Genomic DNA, 26,154 nt, shown 5'->3' with positions numbered 1-26,154 from the left:
ATCCTGGTTGACATTTCAAACAGGTTGAGATACACTGCGCACAGTGCGCCACTGTGCAATGCAAATAGAAAGCGGGAGATGCATGTCTGAAAGCAGAATAGACCAGCAGGCCATAGCCGACAAGCTCGGTGTTTCTCGGAGCACTGTGACACGCGTGCTCGGCCATGATCCGCTGCACCGGGTTGCTTCGGACACGCGTAAACTTATTCTCAAAACCGCTAGGGAGATGGGATATATACCCAGAAGACGGCGCACCGGCAATATTGCGTTTGTCGTGTGCGGAGAGATGGCTCCGGCTCAACATGAACTCCATCTGGCGATATGCAATGAAGCATTTCATAACAGTTATCGCGTCTTTCTGGTAGGCATGCCTGAGCTTGCGTCATACAAACAGGTAAGTATGTATGTAAACCCACTTGCAGCGGACGGAGTTATCCTCACAGGCAGCTTCTCAAAAGAACTTGCCCGAAACCTTGCAGATGTGATGCCGGTTGTGCTGCTAGACGATAAATTTCAAACCCCTGACGTAGACAGAGTGCAGGTGGATTATGTCCGGATGGGATACGATCTGACCAGTGCAATTATTAAGGCAGGCCATAAGCGAATAGCCGCAATTGTTCAGTTTCCAGAAAACGTCGCCTGGTCGGGTCCTATGGAAGGGTTCCATCAGGCTCATGAGGATGCCGGCATTACTGCGGACATCTCGCTGGTGCGACATAAATCACGCATAGTCTACACTAAGCTGCTGAGCGATCTGCTGGCTGCAAAACCGACAGCAATATTTGCATGGACTACATCCGATCATGCAATCATCTTGAGCACTCTGAGCGCAATGGGCTGCCGAGTTCCACAAGACTTAAGCTATGTCGGGTGGGCACAATCATACTCGGCAGCGCTCTTCCCGTTTCCGACAATCACATGCCTTGATGACATCTATCCGGCAATGGCCAGGACTGCCATGCACAGACTATTTGAGAAAATGGAAGACCCTCTGATGCCGCCTGAGAGCATTATAGTGCCGGTAGGCGTCAGGAGAGGTGAAACGCTTATACAAAGAAAGGATCAGTAGTGCCGTGGAGATCAAAGAGAGATTGGCTGAGTATCTCGCATCGAGAAAAGAGCATGCCGCAAAGCTTCTGCAGGAGTTGATTGCATTTAAGAGCACCGCGAGATTTGAGCATGACGTACAGGTTTTTCTGTTCGATTACTTGAACAAGCAGGGCTTTTCACCCGAACTAGCCCCTGTTGATGAAAACATCGTGTGCGATCCCGATTACACGATCGTTCCAGGACACACGAACTATTCCGGCCGCAGTAATGTACTTGTAAACATCCCCGGATCGGGGCAGGGGAAGAGTGCGATCATCAACTCACACAGCGATGTTGTGCCCGCGCCGGACAATATGTTCTCAGCAAGATATGAAGATGGTGTAGTATATGGCCGCGGCGCCTGTGACGCCAAGGGCCAGGTGCTGACCGTTATTCTGGCTATTGAAGCCCTAAAAGCGCTGGGAATAAAGCTAAAAGGCAACCTGCAAGCGCAGTTGGTAATCGAAGAAGAACCGGGTGGAAACGGCTCTCTCTCTGTTATCAGGCAGGGCAATAGAGCCGATGTTGTGGTGGTGCTGGAACCGACCGGCCTTAAGGTGCACCCGGCCAATAGGGGAGCCGTATGGTATAAGCTGACGGTCACCGGCAAATCAGCGCATATGGGCAAGTATTGGGACGGTGTCAGCGCCATTGATGAGATGGTAGGCGTCATCAATGTACTCAGAGATTATGAGCAGGCGCTGCGTGAAGAGTCGAAGGGCGACCCTCTGTTTCCATTCGAACCGAGTCCGGTGAATGTAAATATCGGCCAGATAAAGGGTGGCGATTGGCCTTCAATGGTCTCTGAAAAGTGCTGGATCGAGGGTGGAATCGCATTTCTGCCGAACAAGCGGATTGCTCAGATATACGAAGAAGTGCGCAAACTTATCGAAACCAGAGCGAGCGAATGGACAAAAAAGCATTACAAGCTCGAGTTCTCGCGGTTGCATAACGAAGCGTTTGAAACCGATGTTGAGCACCCATCTGTGAAGTCGTTCTGTGATGCCGCGGGATCAGTGCTTGGACCGGAACCACCGTTGGGCTGGATTGCATCGTGCGACGGCAGGCTCTTCTATCACGGCGGGCAAATGCCCACAATCGTCTTCGGCGCAGGCGATCTTGGGTATGCGCATTCTCTTAACGAACAGATCAAAATGGACGATATACTGCGTGCCGCGCAGGTCTTGACGCTCTTCTTGATTGACTGGTGCGGAGCTTAATCATACGGTCGCGATCAGATATCGCGCGAGATCACAGATAAATAATCTGGAGGTTGTTAGATGTCAGTAAAAATTGCAGTAGTAGGCGCTGGCAAGTTCGGCCAAATGCATCTGGACGCATTCACTCAGCTCGGGTATACGGGTGTGGCCGAACTCGCCGCTATTGCAGAAGCAAACCCGAAACGCGCGGATGAGCTGCGCAAAGAGTACAATTGCCCGATCTATACGGACTACAACGAGATGCTTGCTAAGGCGGACATTGATGCCGTGAGCATAGCCACTCCCGACCATCTGCATAAGAATATCGCCGTGGCAGCAGCCAAGGCAGGCAAGCATGTATTGGTTGAAAAACCGCTCGATATCACCGTTGAGGGGTGCGAGGAGATTATTCAAGCAGCAAAGGGCTCTGGTGTGCTTCTTCAGGTGGATTTTCACAAGCGATATGACCCGGACCATCAGGCTATAGAGCGCAGAGTGCAGTCGGGAGAACTTGGGGACATACTCTACGGCAGCATATACATGGAGGACCGCATTGAGGTGCCAAGTAAATGGTTCCCGCACTGGGCTCCAAACTCATCGCCGGCATGGTTTCTTGGTGTTCATTTCTACGATCTCATTCGCTGGATCGTAAAGAGTGAGGCTAAAAGCATCTACGCGACCGGCACTAAAAACACGCTTCTCAAAGACTATGGCGTGGACACATATGATTGCATTAATGCCAAGATAACATTTGAAAACGGAGCTGCATTCGCATGCGACACGTCGTGGGTTATCCCTCAAGGTTTCGAAGCGGTAGTAAACCAGGGGATGCGGATTGTCGGCACAAAGGGAATCTTTGAGTGCGACAGCCAGGACAGAGGCACCAGCTCCTGTGTTACTGATGAAGGTATGGCAACGTACAACAACAACTTCACACGCAGACTCGATGACAAATACGGCCGCAAGATACTGCGCGGTTATGGAATCGAGAGCATTGAAGACTTTGCATACAACGTCTCTTTTCTTAAAAACGGCGGCACTATCGACAAGATAAAAGGCTGCTGGGCTTCAGGTGAGGACGGAAGAGAAGTTACACGCATCGCTGTCGCTGTTCATGAGAGCGTTAAGACAGGCGAAGTAATCAAGTTGAGGTAAAAAATGGCTGTTTATGATCTTACACCTGTGGATGTGCCGCAGGTCAATACAAAATACAGGACTATAAAGACAAAGTTTCCGGTGCCGGAATCGCTGCCGATACTCGAGAAATTAAGGCAGTGCGAACCGCAGAGTATGTCCGGCCAGCCGCCGGTAATCTGGCACAAGGCTGATGATTTCACTATAGAAGACCGCTGGGGAAACCGTTGGATAGACTGGTCGAGCTGTGTGCTGGTCGCTAACGCGGGTCATGGCCGCAAAGAGATACGTGATGCCCTTAAAAAGATTGTAGACCAGGGGCTGCTGGCCAGTTATGTATTTGTGCATGAGCAGCGTGCTGAACTTTGCGGGATGCTCCAGTCGCTTGCGCCGGAACCGGAGAAGTATCGTGTATTTCTTCTCTCAACTGGCAGCGAGGCCACTGAGAACTGCGTCAAGCTCTCAAAAACATATGCGCTGAAAAAGCATGGACCGCATAAGAAGTATTTTGTCTCATTTGAAAATGCTTTCCACGGCAGGACGATGGGCTCGCAGCTTGCAGGCGGAATGGAAAGGCAGAAGGAATGGATGGTTGACAGGGACCAGACATTTATCCAGGTTCCCTTCCCGGACGGCTACAAGACTGTAGACAGGTCATTTGATCTGTTCCTGAGCACACTCAAAGCAAAGGGGATCAAGCCGGAAGATATAGCTGGGGTTATGACTGAGAGCTATCAGGGTGTGGGCCCCGATTTTCTGACTGTGGAGTATGCTCAAAAGCTGCAGGAGTTCTGCCGCAAATATGATATTGTGATGACATTTGACGAGGTGCAGTCCGGCTTCGGGCGCACCGGTAAGCTGTTCTGCTTTGAGCACTATGGAGTCAAGCCGGACCTGATCCCCTGCGGCAAGGGAATATCGTCATCACTGCCTATATCGGCGGTTATGGGTCGTGATGATATCATGGGTCTGTACCCGCCCGGATCGATGACATCTACTCACTCTGCTTCGCCGCTGCCTGTGGCTGCCGCTGTAGCGAATCTGAAACTTATACTCGACGAGAAGCTCACCGAAAGAGCGGCTCGCCTTGGCGAGATAATGAACCCTGAGCTTGAGCGCATACAGAAGAAATACCCGGACCGGTTGGGCTGCTTCCACGGATTGGGACTGGTCGGCGGCATCCAGGTGGTAAAGCCGGGAACCAAAGAGCCGGACTCATTGACCGCCACTGCGATCAATCTCAAGTGCGTGCACAAGGGTCTGCTGATGTTTGCGCCTGTCGGCATAGGGGGAGAGTGCCTCAAGATAGCGCCTCCGCTTACAATTGCCGAAGACGCGCTGCATGAGTCGATTGATGTGTTTGAAGAAGCGGTCGACGAAGTTTTAGGCTAAAACTGCGCAATCTTCTCGGAAAGATAATCAGCGATTAAAGCATTGAAGAGGTCATGCCTGGTGTGGAAATAGAAGCGGTCCGCGCCTTCGATTATTTCCAAGTTTGTATCAGGTATGCCCTCTTCCAAAATCTGCGATCCGGCAAGCACATAAGGCACATCGTCTGTGGAAGCTACTACCAGTGTGGGAACTTCAATATCGCCGAGCAGGGGAGTTAAATCAGAGCTTCGCAGGATGTCCAAACGCCTGGTCAGTGTCGCATGGTCTATATTAGTCAGGCAGTTGGTTAGTGCGTTGCGCCCATTGGCGTTATTGCATCCGAACCACTTTTTCCACCACCTGATAATTGCGCTCTCAAACTTAATCTCTCCCGGAAGCATATGTGAGATAAACTCATCATCGGATGAGTGAGGAAATGATGGAGTGGTGGAGCATAAAACCAGTGCAGGGCTGCATTCGGGATGCACTGCAGCGAACTTCAAAGCTATCAATCCACCCAGGCCATGCCCGGCTACCACGGCAGCGAATATCCTCAGTCTGGATAGCAGACGAGCCAGATCATCGACCAGAACATCAAGGTTATATGCATTTTGACCGCGGGTCTGACGCAGATCGTAGCTGATTATGCGATAGTGATCGGCCAGTCCCAAAGCCTGATAATCGAACCAGTCCTTCGATCCTGCAAGCCCGGGGACAAAAACTATCGGCATACCGCTACCGGTGTCGGTGTAGCTGACCCGCAGGCCATCCACGTTGATAACCGGCACTTGTCGCCACCTCATACAATGGTGCATTATACTGCAATATAATACTCAGGCAAACGAACACATGTCAATAAACGTGAATGCGAGATCCTTAACTGGACGACCCTGAGAGATTCATCGGCTGGCTGCAATTGCGCGAAACAAATGTCGCAATGTGGTTGAGACGTCGGATTTCCAGCCGGTTATTGACCATGCCAATGGCTGGAACAACTCATCGCTGCCCCATGCCGGAAAATACCTCCTGTAAGGAGCAATAAAAAAAAAGCCGGAGGTCATCGCGCCTCCGGCTAGTCATATGATTTTACTGTCTGCTTTTTAGAACTTACCACGTTTTCTAAATACAAAACCGACAAGACCTATAAGTCCGGTTGAAAGCGCAAGCAAACTCCCAGGCTCAGGAACTGTCAGCCCACTTGAGGCGATGGTCCTGCCCACATCATTAGCCAGGGCAGGTCCGACACACGCGGTAAGGATCAGGCATGCTGCCAACAAACCCAGTATCCTCATCCTCACACTTCCTTCCATTTCTACTACATTAGTGCCTGACACGACAACTCGCGGCTTTTACCGTCTATAATTGTCGCTGTCGGAAATAATTACTCGTGCCGCCGTCGCCCAGTTGCCAAACGCAGCGATCACTTGATAAGTGCAAGTTACCACATGAGTTAATGTCTGTCAATGGCGAATTTCCCTGACCCAAAAATAAATCAAGCGCTGAAAAATAACCGATCACATGCCAAAATCAGCTAAACAAGATGCCGCACGCTGTCGATACGTCAATTGGAGAGAGATATGATTAGAGCACTTTACACAGCAGCAAGCGGCCTGGTCGCCCAGGCTAACAGGCAGGATGTCATAGCCAACAATATCGCAAACGCGCAGACCCCTGGTTTCAAACGCGAAAAGGTGGTCTCATCTTCGTTCGCAAAAGAACTCCAGAGCCAGATGATAACGGCAGTCGAACGCGAGCGTCCGTCTTATCCGGATTCTCCGGTGGACCCGGTGATCGTAAGCGCAGCCTCTGCAACTGACAACTCTCAGGGGCCGATTCGCGACACGGGCAATTCGTTCGACTTTGCTATAGACGGGCCTGGGTCATTTGAAGTGAGCGCATCGAGTGGAACAAATCTCACTCGTGCAGGCAACTTCCGGCTCGACGCCGCTGGAGAGCTTTGCACAGCCGACGGGGCGAAAGTGCTTGGTGAAAATGGGACTATCAAGATACCCAACGGCAATATGAGTGTGGCCGCCGATGGCGAAGTGAGCGTGGACGGAACAAGCGTAGGCAAGATAAAGATAGTCGGCGCGCAGGCCGGTCAAACAAAAATCATGCAGGGCTGCATAGAGGGCGCGAACGTAAACATTGTTCGAGAAATGGTGGATATGATCACCAACGTCCGCTCCTTTGAAGCCAATCAAAAGGTAATCACCGCTGTTGACGGCACACTGGACAAGCTGATCAACAGCGCAGGAAACGTATAGCAGAAATACATGGAGGCATTTGAATGATCCGAGCTTTATATACGGCCGCAACCGGAATGGCAGCCCAGCAGACCAATCTGGATATCACTGCAAACAACCTGGCAAACGTCAACACGTCGGGCTTTAAAAAGACCCGCGCCGACTTCCAGGATTTGCTTTATCAAACTATTCGCTCCGCCGGGTCTTCGCAGGCTCAGGGAGTGCAGGTTCCCACGGGAATACAGGTAGGTCTTGGAACCCGCATGGCTGCCACGCAGAAGATATTTACTCAGGGCGATTACAAACAGACTGATAATGACCTTGATGTCATGATCGAAGGTGATGGTTTCTTCCAGGTGATGCAGCCGTCGGGTGAAACTGCATATACCCGTGACGGCTCATTTAAGAAGGACAGCGACGGCAAACTGGTCACATCCGACGGCTACGCAGTGCAGCCTGAGATCACAATTCCATCTGAGGCTGATGACATTACAATCGGTGAAGATGGGACGGTAACAGTCACTGTTTCGGGTCAGACAGCCCCGCAGCAGATCGGGCAAATCCAGATCGTCAAGTTTCTTAACCCGGCAGGTCTGAACAGCCTGGGCAAAAACTTATATGCCGCCACGGACGCCTCCGGTGAGCCTGCAACCGCCACACCCGGTCAGGACGGCGCAGGCACACTCAGCCAGGGCATGGTTGAAATGTCAAACGTCAGTGTAGTGGACGAGATGGTCAACATGATCGAGGCTCAGAGAGCCTATGAAGTCAACTCCAAGAGCATTCAGACATCGGATGATATGCTCAGCATAGCCAACAATCTGAAGAGGTAATTGTGATGAAGCGCGCGATCTTGATCATACAGACAGTCTATATGGCGTTCTTTGCTTGCGTCGCGGCTGATGCGGCAGCGGCCAGGGTAATCCTGCGTCCCGAGTCGGAGGTGCAGCCCGCACAGTCTGTCAAGATCGAGGATATTGCGCGCATAGAAGCTCCACAGAAACTGGCGGAGCGTATAGGCGATATCGTCGTGGCTTCAAGTCTTCTGCCCGGCAAGCACCGAAGCGTGGAGACCAAGTATATAAAGGTAAGGCTGAAGTCCGCAAACCTCGACAAGAAAGTCGATCTCGTGGGACCCGATTCGGTCGACATAGTCGGTAAATGCATCAAGATCAGTTCGGACGATCTTAGCAGTCAGGCGAAGTCGTTTGTTATGAATAGTCTTTCTGCCGAAGGGATGACCTACGATATAGTTGTGGATCGCGCTCCCAGAGAGATCACAATCGCGCAGAGCGACAATGTCGAAGTGAGGCCGAGGCTTGCAAGCGGCGGGTTCAGGCCGGGAGTAAATACCATTGTGCTCGATGTTGTCTCAGACGGCAGGACGGTGGCGACCAGCAGCGCAGCGCTGACGATCAAGACGGTAGCCGAAGTATTGGTCGCGACAAAGTCAATGCGCCAGGGTGAGGCCATTACGGCCTCCAACACATCCTGGGAGCGAAGAGACATTACATTTGTCCAGAGCGCGATTATACGCAATACCGATCAGGGCAACCAGGAATTGATAGCGAAGCGGACAATTCAGCCCGGCAGCACTATTACGACCGAATCGGTCGAGCTTCCGCCGGATGTGCGCCGCGGCGATACGGTGAACCTTGTCGTCAAGTGCGGCAACGTGATTCTACACACAACGGCTCAGGTCAAACAGGACGGCAGGGCCGGTGATACGGTCCGTGTAGTATCCGCGGTTTCACAGGATGAAGTCCGGGCACAGGTTGTCGAGCCCGGCATGGTGGAGATAGTCAGGTAGAAATAGAGAAGGCCTCCAGGTAAGATACCTGGAGGGATATCAAGGGATATCAAAGAGGTCATTATGAGAAGATCATTTATAATTCTAGCGCTTGTTTTTACAATGGCAGCTTCGGCTTGCGCGGAATCGCTGTGGCAGCCGGAGGCGGCGAAGTCGCAATACGCCGATAAGCGCGCGGCCAAAGTCGGAGATATAGTGACGGTGATCATCGTGGAGACGGCTACATCCAGCCAGTCGGCTTCTACAAACGCAAAAAAGGACTCATCCCTTAGCACCGGCGGTGGTACAGGCGCCATTCTAAAGAATATTCCCGCAGTGAGTTACAGCGGCGGTGACAGCATGAAGGCCTCCGGGGCCACCACGCGAACCAGCACGTTCACAACTACTATGACCGCTACCATTACTAAAATAAACGACAACGGCAACTTTCAGATAGAGGGCAGCCGTTTTGTGCAGACAAACGCAGAGAAGGAAGAGGTCAAGCTATCCGGTATTATCCGTCCGCAGGATATAACTACGGACAACACTGTCTCTTCCGCGTGCATTGCTGATGCCAAGATCACCCATGTCGGAAGCGGCGCCATCAGCAGCAGGCAAAAAGAAGGCATTATCAGCAAGATTTTCAAGATACTGTTTTAGTTAAGAGTTAAGAGTTGAGGGTTGTGAGTTGAGAACTTATTTGAGACAAATCATAATATCGGTAATGCTGCTTACCGTTGTAGCCGGGTCGGCGCAGGCGCAGGTCAGGCTCAAGGATATCGCCAATGTAGAGGGCGTGCGCAGCAACCAGCTTGTCGGTTACGGCATAGTGGTCGGGCTTGACGGCACCGGTGACAGCCAGCAGTCCAAGTTTACGATCCAGACTGTCGCGAACATGCTCGAAAGTTATGGGATCACGGTGTCCGCGGACAAGCTGAAACTGAAGAACGTGGCGGCGGTTATGATTACGGCCACTCTGCCCCCGTTTACAAGGCAGGGCAGCACAATCGATGCCGTAGTCTCATCTCTGGGTGATGCGCGTTCTCTGCAGGGAGGCACGCTCCTCCAGGCTCCACTTAAGGCCGGAAACGGTGAAGTGTATGCAGTAGCTCAGGGGCCGTTATCGATAGGCGGCTTCAATGCGGGCGGCGGCGGAGATTCCGTCTCCAAAAACCATGCCACAGTGGGCAGGATTCCCGGCGGAGCAATTGTAGAGCGTGAGACCAAGACTCAGCTTACTACCGAAGACAAGCTCAACGTAACACTCAACCAGAACGACTTTACGACAGCATGTCGTGCAGCCGATGCAATAAACGACCGCATAGGCGGCCAGTATGCCGAAGCAATGGACGGCAATGTAATATCCGTCAAGCTGCCGGTGGAGTATAAAGATAACCCGGTACCGCTGATCGCCATGCTCGAGTCGGTCGAACTGACAACAGATACGACTGCCAAGGTTATCGTTAACGAGCGCACAGGCACCATCATAATCGGTGGACAGGTCCGGGTGCTGCCGGTCGCGATATCTCACGGTGCGCTGACGATTAAGATTTCGTCCGATGTGACTGTTTCTCAACCGAATCCTCTCGCAAAAGGAAAGACGGTTGTGACAAAGAATAAGGACATCGACGTAAGTGAGCCGCCAAGCCATCTGGTCGAGATCGACGGATCAAGCATTGAAGAACTGGTACGCGCTCTTAACGCACTTAAGGTGACGCCAAGAGACTTAATCTCTATTCTTCAGGCAATCAAAGAAGCCGGCGCTCTGCAGGCTCAGTTGGAGATCATCTGATGAAAGTTCAGAGCACGGCTTGCAGTTTACTGGATTCGACGAGTTCCAGCACATCTGCGGCGAAGACAAAAAGCAAAACCGGCGCAAGCGATTCCGATGACAAAAAGCTCAGGCAGGCATGTAAAGATTTTGAGTCCATATTCCTTGGCTACCTGCTCAAATCAATGCGCAAGACCGTTGAAAAGAGCGATCTGATGGGTTCGAGCCAGGAAGAGGAGATATACCAGGGCATGATGGACGACGAAATCTGCAAATCGGCCGCCGAGAGCAATTCCGTCGGAATAGCAAGTGCGCTTTACAATCAATTGAGCTCACAACTCAATATGTCGAATCATAGCAAATCGCGAGGTGAAGACCAATGATACTGCCGATCAATAGCGCGGACAACGCGTTGGGCGTCCACCTGAACAAAGTATACAAGACACAGTCAATCACATCTGCACAGCAGACGGGCAGGAGCGACAACGTGACTATTTCCAAGTTTTCAGAGCTGCTTGAGCATGCCAGAGCCTGTGCTATGGCGCAGCCGGATATCAGGACCGATGTAGTTGAGAAAGCAAAAGCAGCTCTTGCCGAAGGCAATCTCGCCGGCAGCAGTGATATTGCATCATCGCTTATCAACCGCGCGGTCGAAGGGCAGGTGTAGATATGTCGACTTGTAAAGAACTCGGCGAGGCGCTGGCAGGCTGCCTGAAAGAAGTGAGCTCCCTGCTTGCGCACGCCCACACAATCACACTGAAACAGCGTGATGCGCTTGTTGCAAGCGATCCTGAAGGTATATCGGTAACCTGCAAAGCGCACGAAGAGATACTGCGCCGAGTCGCCGAGGCCGACCAGAGGGCGGCAGCTTTGGCTGTAGACCTTGCTATCGCTGCGGATATGGACCCTAATAATACGGACCCTCACTCTCTTGCATCGGCGGCGGGCCTGCCATACTCGCTGGCCATTGAGGCCGAGATGAAAGAGATATCGTCGCTTGCGGAGAAGATGCGCAGAGCAAACGAGATCAATCGTAAGCTGCTCTCCAATGGACTTGAGATCATCACCGGGTCAATGCGCGCAATCGCAAACGACCCCGGACCGTCGTCATATTCAAAGGACGCGCACATATCAGCGGGCCAGACAATGGTCTTGAGCCTGGATACTCGCGTATAGGTTATAAAGTATGTCAAGCACTTTCTTTGGGTTAGGAGTTGCATATTCGGGGCTGTCGGCGCAAAAGCGCGCCATGGATGTGCTCGCCTACAACATTGCGAACGCAAATGACCCTACCTATAAGCGTCAACAGACAATTCAGGTCGAGGGGGCGGTGCTCGCAACCTCGCAGGAAGCCTCGCCGCTCGGCAATTCCGCGATAGGCTCCGGCGTGACCAGTGGTGATGTCGAGCGAATTGTTGACAGGCTCATAGAAAACCGTCTTCGCGACGCCACTACCAAAAGCGCCCAGTGGGATTATACGCAGAACACTCTATCCCAACTTGAAACAATGCTCGGTGAGCCGAGCGATACCGGACTTCAAAATGATATAAACGTTTTTTGGAACGCATGGCAGACAGTTGCCAATACTCCCAAAGATGAATCGATCAGAAGCTCGCTGCTTGAAGACACGAGCGCCATGTGCGAGAGAATACAGTATCAGTATGGCCAGATGTCCGACATGATTGACGATCTTAACTTGGCAGTAGTTGATTCGGTAAACCAGATAAACCTGATGGCTAAGGAAGTTGGAAAGCTCAACAATGAAATAGGCGCATTGTCATCCGGCGAGATGCCGGTAAACGATCTTTTGAACCGCCGGGACGCTCTGGTGCAGGAAATTGCCAAGTACATGGATGTGACGGTTAACGGAGAGAGCGGCAGCGATCTGGTGGTGTCCTTGGGAGGCAACGTATTAGTTCAGGGCACAAAGGTAAACTTGTTGACGACAGAGACCGGAACAAACGGCCAGCAGGCTGTTGTTTGGGAGAGAGACTCGCAGCCGGTCAATATAAACGGCGGGCAGTTGTACGCAACTTTACAACTGCGTGATGAAACAATACCGGGTTATATGCAGCAGCTCGATGATATCGCAACGGAGCTTGTCTCTACCGTAAATGCGGCTCACCATACAGGCCAGACGCTTACGGGTGTGGCCGGTGGAGATTTCTTCAAGGCAGGCACAACCGCTGCGAATATCAGTCTCGACCCGAATGTCGCGTCAAATCCCAAGCTTGTGGCCGCATCAGGCTCAGATCCGACAAGCGCCGGAGCGGGCAATGGGGACATAGCTAAAGCCATTGCGAACCTCAAGAGCACTGCGACAAGCACGGGACACACGATCAACGAGATGTATGCGACCCTCATTGGTGATATCGGAAGCTCTTCAGCGTCGGCTGAAACGCAGTCGGAAGCCAGCGGCCTGTCTTTGCAGCAGTTTACCACCCAGCAGCAGGCGATTTCAGGTGTGTCGCTCGATGAAGAGATGACCAATATGATCAAGTTCCAGCAGGCATATAATGCCGCATCAAGGGTATTGACTGTAATGGATCAGATGCTACAAGTGTTGATAAACACCGGCACATAGACGATCGGAGCAATTTTAAGAGCGACTGAGCAGTGGTAGTTCCGGGCTCTTGCTCTCCACTCTCAATTCTTGGTTATTAGGAGGCACGTTATGAGAACATCGCTGAGTCAACAAATACAGAGCGCATTGATATATGCAAACAATTCGAGCCAGAAACTCTCGCTTGCGCAGAACCAGGCAGTCAGCGGTAAACGCATAATAACACCCTCAGATGATGTGCCAGGGACAAATAAAGCGCTAAGTTTGCGATCTGATATAAGTACTACGCAACAGTTTGCCGATAATATTACCGTGAGCAAGCCGTTAGTCCAGGCTACGGAGGATGCACTTTCGTCTCTGGTGGATTGTGTGCAATCGGTTAGAGATATTTTAATGACGGCAGCTTCGGATGCTTCTGATGATACGCCAAAAACATGTTCCGATCAGTTGGACGATATACTGGAGCAGATGGCGGACATTGCGAATACGAAACATACCGACCAGTATGTGTTCAGCGGAACGGCAACTGACAAGCCTGCTGTTTCTCTTAGCGGATCGGCAACGAATCCGTATCAATATGATGGAAATGCAGGGACGCGTACAACACAGGTTCTATCCTGGGTTAATCTCCAGGTGAACATACCGGGCAGCAGCGTGTTCAACTTTGATGGCAGCGCCGGAGCAGGATCTACCGATGTATTTACCATGGTCACGCAGTTGAAAGACAAGATCCTCCATGGAAGTGTAAAGGACGTAAGTGCCGAGTTGAAAAATGTTGATGACAACCTTGACAACCTGCTCTCTTGCGAGGCAAGAATGGGCTCATGGGAGTCAAGAATGGAAAATGCGTCAGACACGCTGGCCGATACAAAAACAAGATTGAAGGAGATGCTCTCCGACACCGAAGATGTAGACATGACCGAAGCAGTGGTGAATTTAAAGACTCAGCAGAATGTCTATCAAGCCGCGCTTTCGGTCACTTCTCAAATACTGAGCGTATCTCTTGCTAGTATGGATTACATGTCCTAGGAAAGGATGGTCAACAAATGAAGATTGAAACGACAAGATTTGGAGCACTGGAAATAGATGAGGAGTCTATAATCAAGATGCCCAAAGGCCCACTCGGGTTCGAGGACAACACACGGTTCATCACTATTCAGCACAGAGCCGACACCGCGTTTCGATGGCTGCAAAGCGTCGAGGAACCGTCTCTGGCATTCGTGGTGGTCGACCCGTCCACGTTTATGGACAACTATGACATCGAGATTTCAGACATGGATGTCGAAAAGCTGCAGTTGGAAAGTGATAAAGACGCTTTCGTACTGGCAATTGCCAGAATCGGTGATGGCGGTCAGCAGATAACTTTGAACCTCGCGGCGCCGATCGTCATCAACTCAAGGAACATGATGGGCTTGCAGATTGTCCTGCAGGATAACCGCTACGCGGTCACCCATCCCCTGGAAGCAATTTCAAGCAACACCGACGCCGGGACAGTTGTAAAAGTTGCTGCCTAGCATATAACGGCGAGTGAAAGGATGCACTCATCATGCTTGTACTGGCAAGAAAAATCGGTCAGTCGATAATAATTAACGATAATATAGAGGTCCTTGTAATCGAGGTGCGTGGAGATCAGGTGCGTCTGGGCATTGATGCTCCCCGAACAATCCCCGTGCATCGCAAGGAACTGCTGGAGCAGATCCGGGCGGAAAACGTCCAGGCTGCGTCCGAAGCCGATCTTGACATCGTCTCCAGGGCCGTTAACAAACTGCCCATAGATTAGGTCTTGTCTGGAGCGATAACAAGCGCCGTCTCCCGAAGCAAATGTCGGCTCGGGAGGGAAATTGGCGTGTACACACGGATATAGCCCACATAAACCACCCTCACTTTAGCTTTTCGCTATTATTGCGCAAAAATTATTTTCAGAATCCTCAAAAAATCGCTAAAGCCCTCCATATCGACTGTCGATACGTCATATGGATCAAACTCAAGCCGGTTTGCGGCTTAGAGCCCAGCCCAAGGATGGAGCGGGCATCACGAAGTTTGCGCCATACAAATGAGAACTAGAGCCTGCAATTTTAGACATTTACCAACTACTGCGGCAGGCTGCAAAAGTTCAAGGAGGAAAAAACTCAAATGTCTCTGAGAATAAATCTGAACACAGCGGCTCTAACCGCGCAGCGATTGCTCTCTAAAACGGACAGCACACTGTCGAAGACAATAGAGCGATTGTCTTCGGGCTACAGGATAAACTCTGCCGCAGACGATCCGGCGGGGTTGGTAATTTCCGAGAAACTTCGGGCGCAGGTCGGTGGTCTGAGCCAGGCCATCTCCAACGCGGGTGACGCGGTAAACATGGTAAAGACCGCAGAAGGCGCTCTTGTCGAGGTCAACAGTCTGTTGTCTTCTATGAGAGACCTGGCCGTGCACGCAGCCAACGCAGGCGCAAATGACACTGCAGCCGTAAGCGCCGACCAGGCCCAGATCGACAACGCCATCGCATCCATTAATAAGATTGCTGAGGAGACCCAGTTCGGCAACAAGAAACTGCTGGATGGCTCCGCAGGCGTCAAAACTACCGTTACCGGCCTGGCGGTTACAGGCGGCAACTTGAACTACGCCAAAACTTTGAATGATACAGACAGTGTTTGTGTGAAGGTTACTAAATTAGCTGAGCAGGCAACATTCAGCAGCAAAGACTTCGGCGCGGATGACGATGTCGCAGTTTCACTAACAGATGGCTCATTCCAGCTTACAGGCAACGGCACCACTGTTGATATAGACTATACGTCTTCAACCACTGTAGCTCAATTGGCGGCAGCAATAAATGCCAAAACTTCCCAGACTGGAATAGTCGCCACTACTGATGGTTCAGGCGTAATCAAATTCACCAGCCAGGATTATGGTTCAAATACCACAATCTCGATCACCGGCGCAGGAGATATATTGACAAGCGGACTGGCGACAGCCGCGAGTGGAGTCAATGCAGAAGCAACCGTAACTCATAATGGCAATACGGAGAACGTTTCGGATGCCACATGGGCCTCCGGCAACGGCACAACTATTAAAGACAGCCTTGGCAATACTATTAACCTGACAGTGGCTGCCGCTACCACCGGAATCAATACTTCTTACTTAGACCAGCTTGCAGTTGAAAAAGGAAGTCTGGTTTTCCAGGTTGGCGCTTACGCCGGCCAGACAAGAGATATCAACATTCAATCCTGCAACACTTCCGGTCTTGGCATGGGCGCATCCCTGACAATGCTCAGTGTCTCGGACCTGAATGTAATGACGCCTGATGATGCCCAGGAAGCTATCAATGTGCTTGATAAAGCGATCAGCGACGTTTCCAGCTTGCGGGCAAACCTCGGCGCAACCCAGACAAACGTTCTCGAAAGCTCAATCAACAGTTTGAGCGTAGCGAAAGAGAACATCGCTTCGTCGGAATCGACAATCCGCGATACCGATATGGCTGAAGAAATCGTGAACCTGACAAGGTCTCAGATACTGGAGCAGGCGGGTGTGTCCATGCTTTCTCAAGCAAACCAGACACCGCAGACCCTGTTGAAGCTGCTGCAGTAACGCTTAAATCGGGCTCTCGGCGCAGAAAATGCGCCGGGGGTCCGGTAGCTCCAAAATAAAAGTTCTATACTTTCTGAAAATACAGTTGGAATTACTGTCATCTTTCATGGAACAACTTCCTTGGTAGCGATACCGACTAGTATTTCGGCCTAGCGCCGTCGCCAATGGATTGGCGAATTAGTTCAGGGAGGAAGTATAGAACATGAGTCTAAAAGTCAATTTCAACAGTTCAGCTCTCAACGCGTATCGGAACCTGTCCACATCGGACAGTTCCCTCTCAAAGAGCATCGAGCGCTTGTCCTCGGGCTATAAGATCAACAACGCCGCGGACGACCCGGCGGGACTGGTCATTTCCGAGAAACTGCGCGCGCAGGTTGGCGGTCTGAATCAGGCCATATCCAACGCGGGTGACGCGGTCAACATGATAAAGACCGCTGAAGGCGCTCTTACCCAGGTCAACAGCCTTCTGGGCTCTATGAGAGACCTAGCAGTGCATGCATCCAACGCTGGTGCAAACGACACGGCCGCTGTTGCTGCAGACCAGCAGCAGATAGCAAATGCTCTCGCATCAATCAACAAGATCTCCGAAGAGACCCAGTTCGGCCAGAAGAAACTGCTCGATGGCTCCGCTGGTGTTAAGACCACAGTTACCGGCCTGGACGTCACCGGCGCTAATCTGAACTATGCCACTACGCTGGCTGCAACGGATACAGTAAGTGTGAACGTGACTACAGCCGCTGCGCAGGCTAAATTAACCGGCACAGTTGATCTTGGTACTGCTTTGGCAGCAGACGCATCATTCAATCTCACAGGTAATGGCACAACCGTCGCGATCAATCTAGCCACTGGTGACGACATTGATGATGCGATAGCAGCCGTCAATGCGCATACGGATAAGACAGGAATCGTCGCAACTAATGATGGCTCCGATCATCTTGTCCTGACAAGCCAGGATTATGGCGGACAAGCTGCAATTTCGTATGTTGGTGGCGCTGGTGCAACAGCTGTTATGGGAAAGACTGCTGATGCCAAAACCGGCATCGATGCAGAGGCCACAGTCACCCACTTGGTTGATGCAGCTCCTACTGCCATATCGGATGGGTCATGGACATCAGGAAACGGCACTGTGCTTCAGGACACCCTGGGCAACACGATTGCTCTAACAGTGGCTGCCGCTACCGCAACCGGTGATAAAGGCGCACAGGTCTCCACGGAATCTGGAAGCCTGGTCTTCCAGGTGGGCGCTTACTCGGGCCAGACCAGAGAGATCAACATCGCTTCGACAGCTACTGCTGACCTCGGCATAGGCGCTGTCGCAGCTAAGACTCTTGCCGACATCGATGTTACCACAGCTTCCGGCGCGCAGGATGCGTTGGACATTCTGGATAAGGCTATCGCCGACGTTTCCACCATCCGAGCCAACCTCGGCGCTACTCAGAAGAACACTCTGGAAAGTAGCATCAGTTCACTGACGGTCGCATCCGAGAACATTTCGGCTTCCGAATCAACGATTCGCGATACCGACATGGCTTCGGAAATGGTCAACTTCACGAAGTATCAGATCCTGCAGCAGGCTGGTATTTCTATGCTTTCGCAGGCAAATTCCAGCGGACAGAACCTATTGTCCTTGTTCCGATAAACCGACAATAACTAGTGGGAAAGAGCCGCATTACTATGGTTCTTTCCCATAACCCAAAACATAAGGCAAAGCGACCGCAACAAAAATCCATCGTCGCTCGCGGTCGCTGAGCCTTTTGGTTATTGGTTGGCATGGAAAGCGAGGGTATCTGTATGTCTGGTAGTATGTCGGTAGCAGGTTTGTCTTCCGGTCTTGATACTCAATCGATCATCACCAAGATCATGGAGTATGCCAAAAAGACAGAGCAGTCTCTTGAAGCAGACCAGGCAGTGGCAAAAACAAAGCTCACGGTATGGCAGGGCTTCAACTCCAAAGTCTTGTCGCTCAATACCAAGGTCGCCGCAATAGCGGATGCCGCTGATTTCAAAACCAATACTGTCACGTCGAGCAACGAAGATATCCTCACCGCGAGCGCGTCCACTTCTGCCGATCCGGGCAGTTACTATCTGACGGTATCAAAGCGCGCACAAGTGCATCAGATATCGTCACCAACCGACATTACCTACGCCAGCACAAACGATGTCGTCGGCACGGGCGATGTAAGCTTTGCATTTACAGATACAACGAAGAACTTCACCGTCAGTCTGGACTCAAACAATAACACACTTGCCGGTATGCGTGACGCCATAAACCGCGCGGGCAAAGGTGTTAAGGCAGCTATTATAAACTCCGGGACTGCCGCTGATCCTAAATATCAGCTCCTGTTGACCAGCAAAGATTCAGGCGCTGACTCGCAGTTCACAGTCTCCAACACTCTAACCGGTGGAACAGCGCCTGTCCTGACGAAAGTTATCCAGCAAGGTCAAAATGCCGAGATAAAATTAGGATCGGGTGCCGACGCTATTACCATTACTAAGAGCACAAATACTGTCACCGACCTTATTCCCGGTGTGACTTTGAACCTTATTTCTGCTGACGATACGAAACCAATCAAGATCGACATCGCGCGAGATTCCGGCACAGTAAAGACCGCAATTCAGGATTTCGTGGACGAATACAACGGTCTCGTAGATCAGTTCAAAGAGCAATTCAGTTATGACACCAGCTCTGGAGATACCGGAACTCTGTTCGGCGATTTTCAGCTTCAGTCGGTCCAGCAAAACATTATTTCTGCCCTCAGCAATCCTGTGGCGGGCCTTGATTCCAGTTTGAACTCGCTTGCTTCCTTAGGCATTACGCACGACACCGACGGCCATTTGCAAGTCAACAATTCGACCCTCAGTAAAGCTCTGGAAAACAACATGGATAGTGTAAACCGGGTGTTCAGCGCGGGTTTGGACTCAGACAGTACTTATGTCAGCTTTGCCACGTCTACATCCGACACAAAGTCATCCGGAAAAAGCTCTTGGAGCGTTCAAATTACCCAGGCTGCTACGCAGTCGCGCGTCACGGCAGGAACTGCGATGGCAGACACGCTCGGCGCTGATGAAACACTGACAGTCAATGGTAAGGATATACAGCTAAAGGAAGGCTGGACCACAGACCAGGTCGTAGAGGAGATAAACGCAAACTCCAATGATACCGGCATCACAGTCTCTGCAACAGGATACGACGGCACTGGTACCGGCAGTTATCTCACATTCAAAAGCGTCAGATATGGCTCCAACACCAACTTCTCTGTGCGCAGTAATGTCGAATCCGCGTCGGGGACCACGGGAGTTGGCAGTGTATTGATTTCCCCAAATCTTACTGGGGTGCCAGGAAAAGATGTTGAGGGAACAATTAACGGTGCGACGTGCAAGGGAAGCGGGCAGATACTTACAGTAAAAGATGAAAAAAACGACGCCAATGGTCTGTCGCTCATTATTACTGCCAATGCGCCGATGACATCCAATGTCAAGTATACTCAGGGTGTAGGCGACAGGCTCAGAAGTTTACTGAATAATATGACATCGTCAACTGGCGCCATCACACAGGCCCAAGACTCACTTAACACGACTATAAGTGACTTCGACGATCAGATTGCGGACGAAAAAGCAAAATTAACCGCAAAAGAAGACCAATTGTGGACCCAATTCAATGCCATGGAGTCGAAGATGGCCGATCTGCAGCAGCAGGGAAACTGGCTATCGTCCGCACTATCCAGCAACAGCAAAAGTAGCAGCTAGCCCGGATTATGTGGAAAGCGCATAATGCGGGTAGAGCATATCGGGCAAAATGTGGAACAAATAACTTTATCATCCAATGACTAATTGAAGGTGCAATATCCATGCCTACAGACGGTTATGCTCAATATCAGCAAAACCAGCTTCTTACTGCTTCTCCCGCTAAGCTGCTTCTGGCTGCTTATGAAGGCGCGATCAAATTCGCGCATATTGCCTCTCAAAAGATGAAAGAGGGCGACCTGGCGGAGCAAAGCAAATATATAAATAAGACAGTTGCAATAGTTGCCGAACTCCTCTCGACACTTCGAGAAGATATCGATCCAGTGCTTGTAGGCAGGCTGAAAAGCCTTTATACATACGTCATAGAGAAACTCGCCCGAGCCAATCTTCAACAGGATCAGGCTGCACTGGCCGAGGCAATAAGGATACTGTCTCAGTTGCAGGAGGCCTGGGTGGAAGCAGAGAGGATCCTGAGGGAAGATTCATTGAGGGAGAATGCGGCATGACCGAGCACTCATCGACAAGGGCAGACGCAAGTCGGATCAGGGATTATATTGCGCTCCTTGAAGAAAAAAACAAGCATCTGATCTCAATAGCTCAGTCAAGCTTGTCTCTGCGAACGGCTCTTGATCACGATCTTTCCGAATCAATTGACAGTATTCTTGCCCAGCGCGGGCAGCAGTGCTTGGAATTTGTCGAAATATGCAGGCAAACCAGAGACGACGAAGCTCTGATTGAAACCGCCAGAAATGCCGTCGGGCAAGCGGATGGGCAGTTGAGACATGCTGCAAGTGAACTGCTTGTGCAAAAGAGCAAGTCTGATTCGCTCGCCCAGGAAATACTTGACTGCCAAAAGCAGTGCGAGATAATTCTCAAATCGCGTCTGGAATCTACCTCACGTGCGCTAAAAACGTCGGTTCAGCGCAGAAAGCTGGATGCCGCCTACGGTCCTGCTCACAAGCATGCAGTGCCGAACTTTTTGGATAAGCAGAGATGACTCGATGGGCAATATCAGCAGTCCTGCTCTTGCTTGCGGGCGCTGTATCAGCCAATCCATACGCCGAGGCTATGCATACAGTCCGAGTCCTCTCGGACTCTTCTTGCGTCAGGCTCCTGTCATTTGGCAAATCTCATAACGAACGCGATATTCCGGCGTTTGTATTATCCGACTTTACTATTCCCTCGCAAAACAAAGCCCGGATATTGATATGCGCCGGCCAGCATGGCGACGAGTTTGATCCGGTAAAGTCCGTGCTTGCGCTGTGCAAAAGCCTGACGGTGGGCAGTGATCCTGATCTGCTCAAGAGATGTGCGATAATCGTTATCCCTATGGTTAACCCGGACGGTGTTGCTGACTGCAGGCGCGTCAACGGCGTGGATGTAGACATAAACCGTGACTGGATAGCCATGACCACTCGCGAGAGTCGGTTCGTAAACGGCGTAATAAGCGCCTGGAAGCCGAACCTGCTCATTGACGTTCATAATTGGAACGAGCCATCGTCCACTCCCGGAAACGCCATAGAAGCGCCGAACGCAGGGACTGGTGAACGCGCAAGCGCAATGACTGCTATCGCAAGACATGCAGGCGCTTCAAGCGGTCTTTCACTTGTATTATGTCACCCTTATAGCGATAAAAGACTTTTTCACCGGCACTACTGCTCACTCGGATATGCGGCATATTTGCTGGAGACACAAAACAACGAGTCTTTTGATGCCAGATGCAACACATATAAAGCGGCAATCAAGAGCCTTGTCATGCAGACAGTGCAAAATCAGGGTGGACGATATGTTTTGTCACCGGCGTCTATGCAGTTCAAACCGGACTCTGTCAGCACTTATCTTGATCCGGCTCCAAATGAATCGACTACCGCATCATCTATGATGGGGGCATTCGTGTTAGCTATCGCATGCGTAATTATCGTTGCTCTGATGAAACCATTTTCCCGTAACGAACAGACAGTGTGGTCAAGGCGCTACATTCTATGCGCGGTAGATCCGGAGATAGGATCGGACCGACTTGTCCATCGCCACGCCCCTCATCCGATTACCGCCAGAAGCTGGGTAAACCGCCGTCTGCGCTCTCGATATGCGCCTGCCGAGCCGGAAGATGAAGCGGACAAACCCGACAATACTGATCAGGCTCCACAAATCATCGATTACGCCGGCGTGGCATAGGAATCGCCTGCGCCATATGGTATAATAAGCGAGCGGCTTGCAATGACGGCAGCCGCTTTCAATGTGGAAACTGGAGCTTGCCATTGGCGGAAATATCACCATTCAAAGGGATTCGTTACAACAAAAACGCGGTAGATATGGGCAAAGTTACATGCCCTCCTTACGATGTTATCTCACCCGAGGAAAAACAGCGATATCTGCAGCTTCACCCCAACAATTTTGTGCGGCTGATCCTCGGCGAGGACTATGATGCCGACAGCGATTCGGACAATCGGTTCACACGGGCCAGAGGCTACCTCGAAGATTGGCTTAAAAAGGGCGTTATGCTGCAGGACGAGAAGCCGTCTATCTATATATACAAGCAGGAGTTTGAGCGTGACGGCAGGCTCTGCGCTGTATGCGGGCTCACTGTGGCTGTGAAGCTGCATGATTATGAAGATAGCGTGATCCTCCCGCATGAAAACACACTCGCCAAGCCCAAAAGCCATCTTATTCCACTCTTGAACGCGACACGTGCCAACCTGGACAGCGTCTACGGCCTTTATGCCGATGAGAATGGCGTGCTTGACGATATGATGAGCCGGGTAATGAACGCGCAGCCCAATGAGGATGTGCGCGACGCCGATTGTGTCCGCCACCAGCTTTGGGTCTTATCTGATGTGGATGAAATTCGCAGGGCAGTCGATTTTCTGGCGGATAAGCCGATTGCGATCGCAGACGGCCATCATCGCTATGAGACAGCTCTGGCCTATTCAAAAGAAGCCCGCAAAGGCGGCTGTTGTTGCTCTGGAAGCTGCGAGCTTGCTTCCGATTACGTTCTGATGACTATAGCAAACGTATATCAAGAGGATATGACGATCTTTCCCACGCACAGGGTTGTCGATAATCTACCCGATGATATGCTCGCGAACCTCGATGACCGTCTCACTGAGTTTTTTGATGTCGAGGAATCAACAAAGTCGGAACTGATAAATGATATGAGCAGGCGTGGAGCTATCGGTATATATCGACCTGGGAGAGCCGCTACTATAAAGCTCAGAGGCGATACCGGATCACTGCTTGAAGGCAGTGACGCAAGCCGAAACCTCGAACTGAATATTTTACATAAGCTGGTGCTTGAGCCTATGCTCGGCATAGATAAAGATAAGCTTCGGGACCAGACGCACATTATCTACACGCGCAATGCCGATGAGGCCATGAGCCTTGTCGACTCCGCCCAGAAGCAGATGGCATTTCTTCTCAACAATATAGAAGTAAAGGCTGTATTGGATATCGCGTCTGCGGGTGAGAAGATGCCGCAGAAAGCGACCTACTTTTATCCTAAACTCCTGAGCGGCCTTGTGCTGCGAAAGATGGACTAGCGAGATGGGTATCAGCCGACTGAGCACAGGAAATGAGTACGTTTCCATACCTGAAATTCTCACAGCCAACGGTGGGGTAGGGTGCATCGGTTTTATGCTGCGTGCATTCAGAGCGAATGTTGAGCTTCATGGCTCGCAAGAGGTACCTCTGCTAAAGCCTGTGGTCGAACTCGACGGTGAGGACCTATTTGAGGAAGATATCAAGCACGACCTGACATCGTTCTGGATACCAAACTTCGAGGTCTCTTCCCCCCGTCTGAAAGCGACATCAGTGATATTTGCGCCGCTGGAACGCAGGGGATTTGTGTGCGTGCTTACGCTTCAAAACACATCCGACAGCGATGTAAATGTCAGAGCCGGATGGAAGGGTTGTTGGAAGTCAAGTTATCACACTGCCAACCTTTCAAAACAAATGTCCGGTATGAAATACGCCAATATCAGCTCTTGGAAACCCGGTGTGCCTATTGTCGAGTATCGAGGTCACACTCCCCTGTTTGCAATGGCGCTTGTGTCCGGAAATTCCGTTCCTGCGATGATTAGCGACCTTGACAAGCACAGACAGATAACAGAGTGGACCGGCGAGAGTCTTACTGCAGCCGCCGGAGTACCGGTGTATTACGAACTGATTGACGATTATGTGCTAAAGCCGGGGCGAACCATGGATATCCCTGTCTATGTGGGTGTGGGGCTTGAAGAGGTATCGGCAATCGCATCAGCCGAAGAGATGCATGTTCAGAGCTGGGATCGGATGTTGTCCAGGCTTAGAGAATGGCTGGACAAGCACATCATGGAATGTGATGATCCTTATTTTAGGCGTATGATGAACGTCAATTCGTTCTATAACTATTTTTATTCGCAGGCTGTAACGCTCGATACGGAAGAGTTGATTCTTATGACCTCACGCAGCAGCCGAAACGACACGTGCGCATCATATAGAGATCGTGATGCCATGCGCTGGTCGTTGCCCGCGGTATTGCAGGTCGACTGGCCTCGCGCTCGCAACATGCTGATATATGCTTTTACTACTCAATTGGCCAACGTGGGAACGCGTTCGCGGTTTATCGACGGGATCGTGTTGGAGCCGGGACTTCAACTCGACCAGTTGTGCTCACCTATTCGCGCGCTCGATATGTATGTGGAAGCGACCTCGGATATGTCGATCCTCTTTGACAGGCGTGTGCAGACAGGTGTAAATACCATTCAGCAGATACTGGCTGCACAGAGGCATCTCGAGATAGCGCTTTTTGAGACTCTGCTTTTGCCTTCCGGCGAGGCTTCCATATATCCGTATGTCTGTTTTTCCAATGTGCTTGTATGGCGTTCTCTATTAGACATAAGCTACATTTATGATCGAATTCGGGACATTGACCGGGCTGAGGAAGCCAAACTCCTTGCAATGAATATCAAGGCAGCGATACAGGCTAATTTCATTGTGGACGGTCCCTACGGCAAAATGTACGCGTTTGAGATCGATCTGAATGGCAATTATCAGCTCGGTGATGATCCGACCGGCAGCCTGCAACTGCTCAGTTATTTCGGCTTTTGTTCTCCAGGTGACCAGACATACAAAAACACCGTTACATGGATTCATTCGGAGCACAATACGCTCTCGGGCAAGGGCAATGCATTTGAAGCTCAGTTGGTAAGTGACGGTTCTGGACCATCGATCATAAGTGTAGTTGCCGACTTGTTGTCGGGCCGCGAGAAAGAGGGGCTTAATTTTCTCAGGCGCGCCTCACTCGATGATGAGATCGCTTGCAGTGTAGCAGATCATGAAACCGGCCATGCCCTCAGTGGTATGGCGAACGCAAGTTGTGCCGGTTATCTGGCATTTGGGCTGCATACAGCGCTCAAGGCGATCAGTCCACAGACATCTTTGATGGAGCAGAAACGTCGACCCAGCGAGGCTCTCTATCATCCGCCTCCCGAGACCTGCCACGATACCAAAAAAGCCAGAATGTGATACGGCTCACTGCATTAGATATTAGTCACACAAAAATAGCCTGCTGTTCTTGATGAACAGCAGGCTATTTTCAAATAAAACCTGGCGACGATCTATTTTCCCGGGGCCTAACGCCCAAGTATTGTCGACCCTGGTGGGCTTAACTTCCGTGTTCGGAATGGGAACGGGTG

At 51.1% G+C, this 26,154-nt stretch carries 26 protein-coding genes and 1 rRNA gene; 24 read left to right on the top strand and 3 right to left on the bottom strand.

Features of this window, described 5'->3' with window-relative positions:
- The first annotated feature begins 82 nt into the window (after positions 1-82).
- The 4 genes from ABFD83_00825 to ABFD83_00810 are packed head-to-tail and all read left to right on the top strand — an operon-like array spanning position 83 to position 4,814.
- Positions 83-1,069 (top strand): LacI family DNA-binding transcriptional regulator, encoded by a 987-nt coding sequence (locus ABFD83_00825; protein MEN6355606.1) that lies wholly within the window; start codon positions 83-85, stop codon positions 1,067-1,069.
- Complete coding sequence (locus tag ABFD83_00820; protein MEN6355605.1) at positions 1,038-2,309, top strand: ArgE/DapE family deacylase; 1,272 nt, start codon at positions 1,038-1,040, stop codon at positions 2,307-2,309. Before ABFD83_00825 ends, ABFD83_00820 begins: the two co-directional genes overlap by 32 nt.
- Before the next feature lie 60 nt (positions 2,310-2,369).
- Positions 2,370-3,443, top strand: a complete 1,074-nt coding sequence (locus tag ABFD83_00815) for a Gfo/Idh/MocA family oxidoreductase (protein MEN6355604.1) — start codon at positions 2,370-2,372, stop codon at positions 3,441-3,443.
- A 3-nt stretch (positions 3,444-3,446) separates the two neighbouring features.
- Positions 3,447-4,814 (top strand): aspartate aminotransferase family protein, encoded by a 1,368-nt coding sequence (locus tag ABFD83_00810; GenBank protein MEN6355603.1) that lies wholly within the window; start codon positions 3,447-3,449, stop codon positions 4,812-4,814.
- Here the strand turns inward: ABFD83_00810 and ABFD83_00805 are convergent.
- Positions 4,811-5,581 (bottom strand): alpha/beta hydrolase, encoded by a 771-nt coding sequence (locus tag ABFD83_00805; protein MEN6355602.1) that lies wholly within the window; start codon positions 5,579-5,581, stop codon positions 4,811-4,813. The two genes, ABFD83_00810 and ABFD83_00805, sit on opposite strands and share 4 nt — an antisense overlap.
- 312 nt (positions 5,582-5,893) lie before the next feature.
- A complete protein-coding gene (locus tag ABFD83_00800; protein ID MEN6355601.1) occupies positions 5,894-6,085 on the bottom strand; it encodes a PEP-CTERM sorting domain-containing protein in 192 nt (63 codons plus the stop codon).
- Between the two features lie 285 nt (positions 6,086-6,370).
- Between ABFD83_00800 and ABFD83_00795 the strand changes: the two genes are divergently transcribed.
- The 20 genes from ABFD83_00795 (at position 6,371) to ABFD83_00700 (ending at position 25,984) form a co-directional block, all read left to right on the top strand.
- On the top strand, positions 6,371-7,060 hold the full coding sequence (locus ABFD83_00795) for a flagellar hook-basal body protein (protein MEN6355600.1): 690 nt from the start codon (positions 6,371-6,373) through the stop codon (positions 7,058-7,060).
- A gap of 23 nt (positions 7,061-7,083) precedes the next feature.
- The gene (flgG, locus tag ABFD83_00790) at positions 7,084-7,872 is read left to right on the top strand and encodes a flagellar basal-body rod protein FlgG (protein ID MEN6355599.1); all 789 of its coding nucleotides are present in this window, start codon (positions 7,084-7,086) and stop codon (positions 7,870-7,872) included.
- Positions 7,873-7,877: 5 nt separating this feature from the next.
- Complete coding sequence (flgA, locus tag ABFD83_00785) at positions 7,878-8,849, top strand: flagellar basal body P-ring formation chaperone FlgA (protein MEN6355598.1); 972 nt, start codon at positions 7,878-7,880, stop codon at positions 8,847-8,849.
- Positions 8,850-8,912: 63 nt separating this feature from the next.
- Positions 8,913-9,488 carry a flagellar basal body L-ring protein FlgH gene (locus ABFD83_00780; protein ID MEN6355597.1) on the top strand — a complete coding sequence of 192 codons (576 nt, stop codon included), beginning with the start codon at positions 8,913-8,915 and terminating at the stop codon, positions 9,486-9,488.
- Between the two features lie 28 nt (positions 9,489-9,516).
- A complete protein-coding gene (locus ABFD83_00775) occupies positions 9,517-10,620 on the top strand; it encodes a flagellar basal body P-ring protein FlgI (GenBank protein ID MEN6355596.1) in 1,104 nt (367 codons plus the stop codon).
- The gene (locus ABFD83_00770; GenBank protein MEN6355595.1) at positions 10,620-10,982 is read left to right on the top strand and encodes a rod-binding protein; all 363 of its coding nucleotides are present in this window, start codon (positions 10,620-10,622) and stop codon (positions 10,980-10,982) included. Before ABFD83_00775 ends, ABFD83_00770 begins: the two co-directional genes overlap by 1 nt.
- Entirely contained in the window at positions 10,979-11,266 is a 288-nt protein-coding gene (locus ABFD83_00765; GenBank protein ID MEN6355594.1) for a flagellar biosynthesis anti-sigma factor FlgM, read from the top strand. Before ABFD83_00770 ends, ABFD83_00765 begins: the two co-directional genes overlap by 4 nt.
- A 2-nt stretch (positions 11,267-11,268) precedes the next feature.
- The gene (gene flgN, locus ABFD83_00760) at positions 11,269-11,775 is read left to right on the top strand and encodes a flagellar export chaperone FlgN (GenBank protein ID MEN6355593.1); all 507 of its coding nucleotides are present in this window, start codon (positions 11,269-11,271) and stop codon (positions 11,773-11,775) included.
- 10 nt (positions 11,776-11,785) lie between these two features.
- On the top strand, positions 11,786-13,183 hold the full coding sequence (flgK, locus tag ABFD83_00755) for a flagellar hook-associated protein FlgK (GenBank protein ID MEN6355592.1): 1,398 nt from the start codon (positions 11,786-11,788) through the stop codon (positions 13,181-13,183).
- 90 nt (positions 13,184-13,273) lie between these two features.
- Entirely contained in the window at positions 13,274-14,191 is a 918-nt protein-coding gene (flgL, locus tag ABFD83_00750) for a flagellar hook-associated protein FlgL (GenBank protein ID MEN6355591.1), read from the top strand.
- A 17-nt stretch (positions 14,192-14,208) separates the two neighbouring features.
- Positions 14,209-14,676 (top strand): flagellar assembly protein FliW, encoded by a 468-nt coding sequence (fliW, locus tag ABFD83_00745; protein ID MEN6355590.1) that lies wholly within the window; start codon positions 14,209-14,211, stop codon positions 14,674-14,676.
- Between the two features lie 32 nt (positions 14,677-14,708).
- Positions 14,709-14,942 carry a carbon storage regulator CsrA gene (gene csrA, locus ABFD83_00740; GenBank protein MEN6355589.1) on the top strand — a complete coding sequence of 78 codons (234 nt, stop codon included), beginning with the start codon at positions 14,709-14,711 and terminating at the stop codon, positions 14,940-14,942.
- A gap of 353 nt (positions 14,943-15,295) precedes the next feature.
- Positions 15,296-16,741 carry a flagellin gene (locus ABFD83_00735; protein ID MEN6355588.1) on the top strand — a complete coding sequence of 482 codons (1,446 nt, stop codon included), beginning with the start codon at positions 15,296-15,298 and terminating at the stop codon, positions 16,739-16,741.
- 202 nt (positions 16,742-16,943) lie between these two features.
- Complete coding sequence (locus ABFD83_00730) at positions 16,944-18,380, top strand: flagellin (GenBank protein MEN6355587.1); 1,437 nt, start codon at positions 16,944-16,946, stop codon at positions 18,378-18,380.
- Positions 18,381-18,532: 152 nt separating this feature from the next.
- Positions 18,533-20,488, top strand: coding sequence for a flagellar filament capping protein FliD (gene fliD, locus ABFD83_00725; protein MEN6355586.1), 1,956 nt, complete (start codon positions 18,533-18,535; stop codon positions 20,486-20,488).
- 101 nt (positions 20,489-20,589) lie between these two features.
- Positions 20,590-20,991, top strand: a complete 402-nt coding sequence (gene fliS, locus ABFD83_00720) for a flagellar export chaperone FliS (protein ID MEN6355585.1) — start codon at positions 20,590-20,592, stop codon at positions 20,989-20,991.
- Positions 20,988-21,482, top strand: a complete 495-nt coding sequence (locus ABFD83_00715; GenBank protein MEN6355584.1) for a hypothetical protein — start codon at positions 20,988-20,990, stop codon at positions 21,480-21,482. The genes fliS and ABFD83_00715 overlap by 4 nt, the downstream gene beginning before the upstream one ends.
- Positions 21,479-22,660, top strand: coding sequence for a M14 family zinc carboxypeptidase (locus tag ABFD83_00710; protein ID MEN6355583.1), 1,182 nt, complete (start codon positions 21,479-21,481; stop codon positions 22,658-22,660). Before ABFD83_00715 ends, ABFD83_00710 begins: the two co-directional genes overlap by 4 nt.
- Before the next feature lie 83 nt (positions 22,661-22,743).
- The gene (locus ABFD83_00705; GenBank protein ID MEN6355582.1) at positions 22,744-24,021 is read left to right on the top strand and encodes a DUF1015 domain-containing protein; all 1,278 of its coding nucleotides are present in this window, start codon (positions 22,744-22,746) and stop codon (positions 24,019-24,021) included.
- Positions 24,022-24,025: 4 nt separating this feature from the next.
- A complete protein-coding gene (locus tag ABFD83_00700; protein MEN6355581.1) occupies positions 24,026-25,984 on the top strand; it encodes a glycoside hydrolase family 125 protein in 1,959 nt (652 codons plus the stop codon).
- A gap of 79 nt (positions 25,985-26,063) precedes the next feature.
- On the opposite strand, the gene rrf is transcribed toward ABFD83_00700, so the two are convergent.
- Positions 26,064-26,154: ribosomal RNA gene (rrf, locus tag ABFD83_00695) — 5S ribosomal RNA — on the bottom strand; the annotation flags it as partial.

It is taken from the genome of Armatimonadota bacterium, assembly GCA_039679645.1.
In the GTDB taxonomy this organism is placed as follows: Bacteria; Armatimonadota; UBA5829; order UBA5829; family UBA5829; genus UBA5829.
The sequence above is the reverse complement of the archived record's forward strand: the minus strand, read 5'-3'. Positions and strand labels throughout refer to the sequence as shown.